This is a genomic window from Streptomyces sp. OfavH-34-F (assembly GCF_022347745.1).
Classification (GTDB): domain Bacteria; phylum Actinomycetota; class Actinomycetes; order Streptomycetales; family Streptomycetaceae; genus Streptomyces.
Map to the genome: position 1 here is coordinate 1 of NZ_JAKRGC010000323.1, position 7,297 is coordinate 7,297.

At 76.8% G+C, this 7,297-nt stretch carries 6 protein-coding genes and 1 pseudogene; 6 read left to right on the plus strand and 1 reads right to left on the minus strand.

The genetic code is table 11. From position 1 onward, the window contains the following. The 4 genes and pseudogenes from MHW47_RS29715 to MHW47_RS29730 all read left to right on the plus strand — a co-directional run. Positions 1-333 (plus strand): annotated as a pseudogene (locus MHW47_RS29715) (gala protein); the annotation flags it as partial. Next, the gene (locus tag MHW47_RS29720; RefSeq protein WP_239226892.1) at positions 330-2,087 is read left to right on the plus strand and encodes an ankyrin repeat domain-containing protein; all 1,758 of its coding nucleotides are present in this window, start codon (positions 330-332) and stop codon (positions 2,085-2,087) included. The pseudogene MHW47_RS29715 and the gene MHW47_RS29720, both read left to right, overlap by 4 nt. Continuing rightward, the gene (locus MHW47_RS29725; RefSeq protein WP_239226894.1) at positions 2,084-3,319 is read left to right on the plus strand and encodes an AAA family ATPase; all 1,236 of its coding nucleotides are present in this window, start codon (positions 2,084-2,086) and stop codon (positions 3,317-3,319) included. Before MHW47_RS29720 ends, MHW47_RS29725 begins: the two co-directional genes overlap by 4 nt. 4 nt (positions 3,320-3,323) lie before the next feature. Then, complete coding sequence (locus MHW47_RS29730; RefSeq protein ID WP_239226896.1) at positions 3,324-4,511, plus strand: VWA-like domain-containing protein; 1,188 nt, start codon at positions 3,324-3,326, stop codon at positions 4,509-4,511. A 7-nt stretch (positions 4,512-4,518) separates the two neighbouring features. Here the strand turns inward: MHW47_RS29730 and MHW47_RS29735 are convergent, their stop codons facing one another. Beyond that, positions 4,519-5,535, minus strand: coding sequence for a fibronectin type III domain-containing protein (locus MHW47_RS29735; protein WP_239226898.1), 1,017 nt, complete (start codon positions 5,533-5,535; stop codon positions 4,519-4,521). A gap of 134 nt (positions 5,536-5,669) precedes the next feature. Here MHW47_RS29735 and MHW47_RS29740 point away from each other — a divergent pair, with 134 nt between their 5' ends. Together MHW47_RS29740 and MHW47_RS29745 are read left to right on the plus strand one after the other, a co-directional pair. Beyond that, positions 5,670-6,731, plus strand: coding sequence for an amidohydrolase family protein (locus tag MHW47_RS29740; protein WP_239226900.1), 1,062 nt, complete (start codon positions 5,670-5,672; stop codon positions 6,729-6,731). A 37-nt stretch (positions 6,732-6,768) separates the two neighbouring features. Beyond that, a partial coding sequence (locus MHW47_RS29745) for a TIGR03086 family metal-binding protein (RefSeq protein ID WP_239226902.1) occupies positions 6,769-7,297 on the plus strand: 529 nt, incomplete at its 3' end.

Here is a 7,297-nt window from a genome sequence, read left to right on the forward strand (position 1 = left end):
GCGCTCGACGGGATCGAGGCGCTCGACCTGGGCCGGCCGCCCTCGGAACGCAGCCTCGGCGCCCCGCCCAACACCACCGGCGACCAGGGCGCGGACGCGCTGGCCGCCGCGCTCCCCGGCAGCCCTCTGCGCCGCCTCGAACTCCGCCACACCGGGCTGACCGGCCGGGGCGCCAAGACCCTGCTCGCGGCCCTCGCCCCCGGCTCCCGGCTGGAGTACGTGGGCCTGGGCCCCGGACTGCCGCGCCGGGTGAAGCGCACCTTCGCGACCCTGCTGCGGCCGGACGCCGGGGCCCACACCGACCTGCGCGCCGTCAGGAGCCTGTACCGATGACCGGCCAGGACGTCCGGCCGTTCCTGTCCCCGCAGGAGGCGTCGAGCCTGCGCCAGGTCCGCCGGTACGCCGTCCCGCGCACCATGATCGAGGCGACCGCGGCGCGGCGGGCGGCCGGTGACTGGCGGGGCGCCTGCGCGGCCGCCGGCCTCGACGTGCGCATCGACCCGGAGAAGGTCGCCGCCCGCTACGGGGCCGAGGTCGCCGAAGCCCTCCTGGCCGACCTGCGCGACCTGGTCCCGGACCTGCTGCGCTGGCATCTGCCGCGTGTCCTCGGAGGGCGCTCGACCCTGGCCACGGAACGGACCGTGCTCCTCGCCGGTTACGGTGCCGGGCCCGCGTACCTCCAGGTGCGCACCCCGCCGATGGTGGACGGACCGCAGCGCCTCCCGCTCCGCTTCGGACCGCTGCGCGGCCGGGCCGCCGTCAACGGCGACGCCGACGACTGGCGCGCCCTGGGGCACCTGTGGCGGGCGAGCCGGGCCGGTGCACTGCGCGCCCGGGCCGGCGGCGCGGAGCGGCTGCCGTTCCTCGCGCCCGACGGCTCCCCGCTCCCCGCGGACCGGCTGCCCCAGGCCGATCCGGGCACCGGCGACCCGGTGGCCCGCGCCGAGTGGCTGAACCTGCTGCACCACGAGGGCCGGGTCGCCGACGCGCTGGCCGGGGCCGGCATCGAGTGGGACGCGACGCCCCCGGAGATGCCCCGGTACTACCGGACCGCGCCGGAGACGATCGTGGCCGGTCTCGCGCTGGACGTGCCCCGGCTGGAGGCCGAGGTGCGCCGGTTCGCCCGGCTCGGTACGGCGGAGCGGTTCCAGATCACCCACGACTGGCGGGCGCGCGTCCTGATCGACTTCACCGCGCCGGGCCTCGGCGGCCGGATGCGGATGGCGGTCGTCGGCCGCGAGGCCGCCGGGGACGCGGTGAAGCTGCCCGAGGCACTCTGGCGCAGGCTGCCCGATCTGGACCTGCTGAGCGACGGCGTGCTGACCCCGGCGGAGCTGCATCCGCTGGTGGCCGGGGCGCTCTTCCCGGACCGGGAGGGCCCGTCCGGTCCGCCCGGCCCGACGCCGCCCGCCCCGGTGCGGGTGCGGTGCCGGGGCGAATGGCACGAGGTCTGCTTCCGGGACGGCGCGCTGGACTCGCCGCACACCGCGCAGGAGCGGCAGCGTGAGAGCGCCCTGCGCGCGTTCGGCGGCGCGGTCACCGGCTGCTTCGCCGTCGAGCACATCTGCCGCACCGGCACCGGGCGGCTGCCCAGGGCGCTCGCCGCCCAGCGCCGCGACCTGTTCCTGCGCGCCCAGCACGGCGACACGGCGGGGGTCGTCGCCCTCCTGGACGCGGGCTTCGACCCACGCGTCCGGGACGCCGGCCTGCACACGCTGCTCCACCTCCTGCCGCTGCTCGACCACACCGCGCTGCTGCCCCGGCTGCTGGCGGCCGGCCTCGACCTGGAGGCCCGGGACCACCGCGAGCGCACCCCGCTGGGCGTGGCGGTCTCGGGGCTCGGCTCGGCCGACCTCGTGCGGGCCCTCCTCGACGCGGGCGCCCGCATCGACGTGACCGACCAGTCCGAACTGTCCCTGGAACAGATGATCCGCAAGTACCGGCGGACCGATCTGGCCTTCCTCGCGGAGCGGGTGCTCGCCGAGCACCCGGACGCCGGGTCGGACTGGTGGGACGAGTGGGACGACAACGACGACGAAGAGAACCACTTCGCCTACGACGAGGACGAGGAAGGTGAGGAGGGGTGAGCACCGCGGCCCCCGGCGCCCCCGCCCGGCCGGCGCGACCCGCCGCGGAGCGGGCACCGCACCCTCTGGACGCGGCCGACGCGCTGAACCACCGGCTGCGCGCCACCCGCACCGAGACCGTCGCCAGCCCACAGCTGGAGGCGCTGGCCCTGGCGGTGACGGCCAATCAGCCGGTCCTGCTGTGGGGTGAGCCGGGCATCGGCAAGTCGGCCGGGCTCGAACAGCTCGCGGCGGGCCTCGGCCTGGAGCTGGAGACGGTCATCGCCAGCGTCCACGAGCCGTCCGACTTCGCGGGACTGCCCGTCGTCGGCGACGACCCGGCCACCACCGGGGTGCCGATGGCGCCGCCGGACTGGGCGGTCCGGCTCGCCGGACGGGGCCAGGGGCTGCTGTTCTTCGACGAGTTGTCCTCCGCTCCCCCGGCCGTGCAGGCCGCCCTGCTGCGCGTCGTGCTGGAACGGCGGGTGGGGAGCCTGCGGCTGCCGGACGGCGTACGCATCGTGGCGGCGGCCAACCCGCCGTCCAGCGCGGCGGACGGCTGGCACCTCAGCCCGCCGCTCGCCAACCGCTTCGTGCACCTGCACTGGACACACGATCCGCGCACCGTCGCCCGCGGCATGGCCGGCACCTGGCCGACCGCGCCGGTACCCGTCGTCGATCCCGCCCGGGCGGCGGGCGCGGTGGCACGGGCCCGCGGCGCCGTCTCCGGGTTCCTCACCGCGCGGCCGGGCCTGGTCCACCACCTGCCGGCCGACGCGGAGGGCCGGGGCAGGGCCTGGCCGTCGCCCCGCACCTGGGACATGGCCCTGCGGCTGCTGGCCACCGGATACGCCACCGGCACCGGCCCGGACGCGGTGGCCGCCGCGCTGACCGGGGCCGTCGGGGACGGGGCGGGCATCGAACTGCTCTCGTACCTGGAGAACCTCGACCTGCCCGACCCGGACCGGGTGCTCGCCGATCCGGACGCCTTCGCCCTGCCCGAGCGCGGGGACCGGCAACTGGCCTTCCTGATCGCGGTGGTGGCCGCCGTCCAGGCCGATCTCACCCGGTCGCGCTGGGAGGCGGGCTGGGCGGTGCTGGCGAAGGCGGTCGAGGCGGGCGTGCCGGACGTGGCGGCGCGGGCCGCGGTGGACCTGGCGTCGATGCGGGACACCGACTGGCCGGTCCCGGAGGGCATCGACGCCTTCCTGGAGCTGCTCCAGCTGTCCGGCGCGCTGCCGGGGAGCGCCTGAGACCATGCCCGGACCCGCGCGGCTCCCGCTGGACCTCACCAAGCTGCTGGCGGCGCGCTACCGGGCGGCCAGCGACCGGCCGTACCTGGCCACGGCGTTGTACGCGCTGTCCGTGGTGGCGAGCGACCGGGTGCCGACCATGGGCGTGGACCGGCACTGGCGCTGCTACGTGTCGCCGGGGTTCGTGGAGCGCACGCCGGTGGCCGAGCTGGCCGGGGTGTGGGTGCACGAGGTGGCGCATCTGCTGCGCGACCACCACGGCCGGGCGGCCCGGCTGCCCGCCGCCGACCAGCGCGACGCGCACCGGGTCAATGTGGCGCAGGACTGCGAGATCAACGACGACCTGCTCGCCGACGGGCTGCCGCTGCCGGAGGGGCGGGTGGAGCCGGGGCTGTTCGGGCTGCCGGCCGGGCAGCTCTTCGAGGCGTACCTGCCCGCGCTGCCGCCGGGCCCGCCGCCGTGCCAGTGCGGTTCGGGCGCGCACAACAGCCCGGCGCCGTGGGAGCTCCCGCCCGCGCAGGGCCCGTCCCCGCTGGGCACGACGGAGGCGGAGGCGCTGCGGCGCCGTACGGCGGAGTCGATGCGGGCGCACGTGCGGACGCGCGGCACCCTGCCGCAGGGGTGGCGGCGCTGGGCGGACGAGGTGCTGGAGCCGACCGTGGACTGGCGGCAGGCGCTGGCCGGTGCGGTGCGGGAGGCGGCGGCCTGGGCGTCCGGGGCGGTGGACTACACGTACCGCCGCCCGTCGCGGCGCAGCGCCGCGCTCCGTGGTGTCGTGCTGCCGACGCTGCGCAGACCGCTGCCGCGGGTGGCCGTGGTCGTGGACACCTCGGGGTCGATGGGCGACGGGGAACTGGCCGCCGCCCTGGGCGAGGTGACGGGGGTGCTGCGGGAGGTGGGCATCCGCGGCAACCGGGTGTCGGTGCTGGCCTGCGACGCCGATGTGCTCGCCGTGTCGCGGGTGACGGCCACCGAGCAGGTGACGCTCGGCGGGGGCGGCGGCACGGACATGCGGGTGGGCATCGCCGCGGCGCTGGCCGCGCCGGAGCGTCCCGGCATCGTCGTGGTCCTCACGGACGGCTGCACGCCCTGGCCCGACGAGGCGCCCTCGTGCCGGCTGGTCGCCGCGCTGATCGGGGCGGACGCGCCTCTGCCACCGGCGTGGATCGAGACGGTCCGCGTCCCTCTCTGACGCGGGCTCACTTGCCGAGGACCACCGTGAGCGGTTCCGAGAAGTCGCCCCACTTGCCGTCCGGCAGCTGGGCGCGCAGCGTGATCGCGTGGCCGGTGCCGCGCGGTTCGGTGGTGGTGTACTCGTAGGTCGCCCGTTCGGTGGGGGGTTCGGCGCCCCAGGCGATCGTGGTGGTCATCTTGCCGTCGAGGTAGAGCTGGTAGGTGCGGATCTCGCCGTCCGCCCTCGGCGGCGCCCACTCCAGGTAGACCGTGTACTCCTTGCCCTGCACCTTCGTTCGGGCCCGCAGCCCGGTCGGGGCGGTGCTCGCCGGGGCGCCGGGGGCGGACGCGGTGGTGAGGCGGAAGGTGTTGCTGTCGGGCGAGGAGGTGTCGGCGGCGTCGCGGGCCCGCACGGTGAAGGTGTAGGACGTGCCGGGGCGCAGCCCGGTCAGCCGGGCGGTGGTCTCGGTGCCCGGCACGGTGTGGATGCGGGTGCCCTCCTGGTAGACGTCGTACGCGGTGACGCCGATGTCGTCCGTGGAGCCGCCCCAGGAGAGGGTGGCGGCCCGGTTGCCGTCGGCCTTGCCGCGCAGCTTGCCCGGCCGGGTGGGGGGTCCGTGGTCGGCGGGCGTGGGGGCCGGGGTGGTGACGCGGACGGCGGCGCTGGGTGCGGAGAGGTTGCCGGCGGCGTCGCGGGCGCGGACGGTGAAGGTGTACGCGGTCGACGCGGTGAGCCCTTCGACGTCGATCATCACCTTGGACGCGGGGACGGCCTTGACCTTCTTGCCCTCGCGGTAGACCTCGTAGCCGGTGACGGCGGTGTCGTCGGTGGCGGCCTTCCACATCACGTGCGCGGAGGTGGCGCTGCTCGCCTGCACGGTGACCCCGCGCGGGGCGGTGGGCCTGCTGGTGTCCCCGCGGTCCCCGGAGTCGGAACCCGAGCCGGAGCCGGAGCCGCAGGCGGTGAGGAGTGCGGCGAGAAGCAGGGCGGCGCCGGCCGACGCGCCATGCGTGTGAGGGGATCGCACGGTGTTGCCTTCCATCCGGAAGCAATGGTCCAGACCTGTATCGCACGGGCCGGGCCCCGCCGACAAGAGCACGGAGCCGAACCTTCCGCAATGTGCCGGTGTGCCCCCGCCCGCCGCCCGGGGCCCGGCGGCTGACGTACCGTCGGCGGATGCTGTGCATACGAGGCGTGGTGCTGCCGGAACGCGAGGAGCGGACGTTCTGGATCGACGGTGAGGTGCTGCGGGAGGGCGAACCGCCGGGCGGGTTCGCCGGGCGGCACGCCGAGCCGGTGGTGGACGGCGGCTGGCTGCTGCCCGGCCTGGTCGACGTCCACACCCACCCCGGCACGGTGGACACGGCCGTCCCGTTCGACGACGCCATGCTCCGCGAGCAGTTGCGCGAGCACCGGGACGCCGGGGTGCTCGCCGTCCGTACCCCGGGCACGGCCGCGCGGATGCCGGCCTGGGTGGACGAGGACCCGGAGCTACCCCGGGTCACGTCGGCGGGGCGCTGGCTGGCCACACCCGGCCGGTTCATCCCCGGCTTCGGCCGGCACATCTCCGAGGCGGACCTCGTGCGGGCCGCCGTGGAGGAGTCGGCGGCCTCCTCCGGCTGGTGCAAGGTCATCGGGGACTGGCGGCTGGACGAGCCCCCGGTGCCGCTCGCGCTGCTCACCGAGGTGGTGGCCGCCGTCCACGCGGCGGGCGGCCGGGTCGCGGTGCACTGCCAGACCGCCGAAGGCAGCCGGAACGCGGTGCTGGCCGGGGCGGACAGCCTGGAGCACGGGATGTCCCTCGACCCCGCCCTGCTGGACCGGATGGCGGCGCAGGGCACGGCGTTCGTACCGACGCTGTCCGTGTTCGCGGCGGGCGCGGACGCCATGCGGGCGCGGGAGCCGAGTGCGCGCCGCGATCTGTGGCTGGCCGGCTGGGACGCCATGTTCGGCACGGTCCGGGCCGCCCACGAGGCCGGGGTCACGGTGCTGGCCGGCACCGACTCGTTCCCGTGCGGGACCGTGGCGGGCGAGGCGTCCTGGCTGGCCCGGGCCGGGCTTCCGGCCGACGCGGCCCTCGGCGCGGCGTCCTGGACGGCCCGCGCCTGGCTCGGGCTGCCCGGCCTGGTGGACGGGGCTCCGGCGGATCTGGTGGCGTACGGCGGCGATCCGGTCGCGGACCCGGCGGTGCTGGGGCACCCGGAGCGGATCGTGCTGCGGGGACGCGTGGTGCGCTGAGCGATGAGTCGCGGCCGGTCCGGCAGTCTGCACTGGTATGGATACGCAACCACTGGACCTGGAACCGGCCGCCCGCCGGATCACCGAACGGCTCGACGCCGTGGACGACGACGCGCTCGGGGCGGCCACCCCGTGCCCCGGCCTGACCGTGGGCGCCCTCCTCGCCCACATCGAGGGCCTGGCGCTCGCCTTCCGGGACGCCGCCCGCAAGGAGCTGGGCCCGTCCACCGACACCGCCCCCGCCGTGGAGTCCGGCGTCCTGGAGACCGGCTGGCGCACCCGGCTGCCCGCCGCGCTGGACGCCATGGTGGCCGCCTGGCGCGCCCCCGGCGCCTGGGAGGGCATGACCAGGGCGGGCGGCGTGGACCTGCCCGGCCAGGTGGCGGGGATGGTCGCGCTGAACGAACTGGTGCTGCACGGCTGGGACCTGGCGAAGGCGACCGGGCAGCCGTTCGACGCCGACGACGCCCATCTGCACAGCTCGCTGGCGCTCCTGGCCGAGCTGGGCGGCGGCCCGCCCGGCGCCTCGCCCTTCGGCCCGCCGGTCCCGGTCGCCGAGGACGCCC

Excerpts from the sequence above, each read along its gene's own strand:
- MHW47_RS29740 (WP_239226900.1), top strand. The coding sequence starts at position 5,670 with ATGCTGTGCATACGAGGCGTGGTGCTGCCGGAACGCGAGGAGCGGACG.
- MHW47_RS29730 (WP_239226896.1), top strand. The coding sequence starts at position 3,324 with ATGCCCGGACCCGCGCGGCTCCCGCTGGACCTCACCAAGCTGCTGGCG.
- MHW47_RS29720 (WP_239226892.1), top strand. The coding sequence starts at position 330 with ATGACCGGCCAGGACGTCCGGCCGTTCCTGTCCCCGCAGGAGGCGTCG.
- MHW47_RS29735 (WP_239226898.1), bottom strand. The coding sequence starts at position 5,535 with ATGGAAGGCAACACCGTGCGATCCCCTCACACGCATGGCGCGTCGGCC.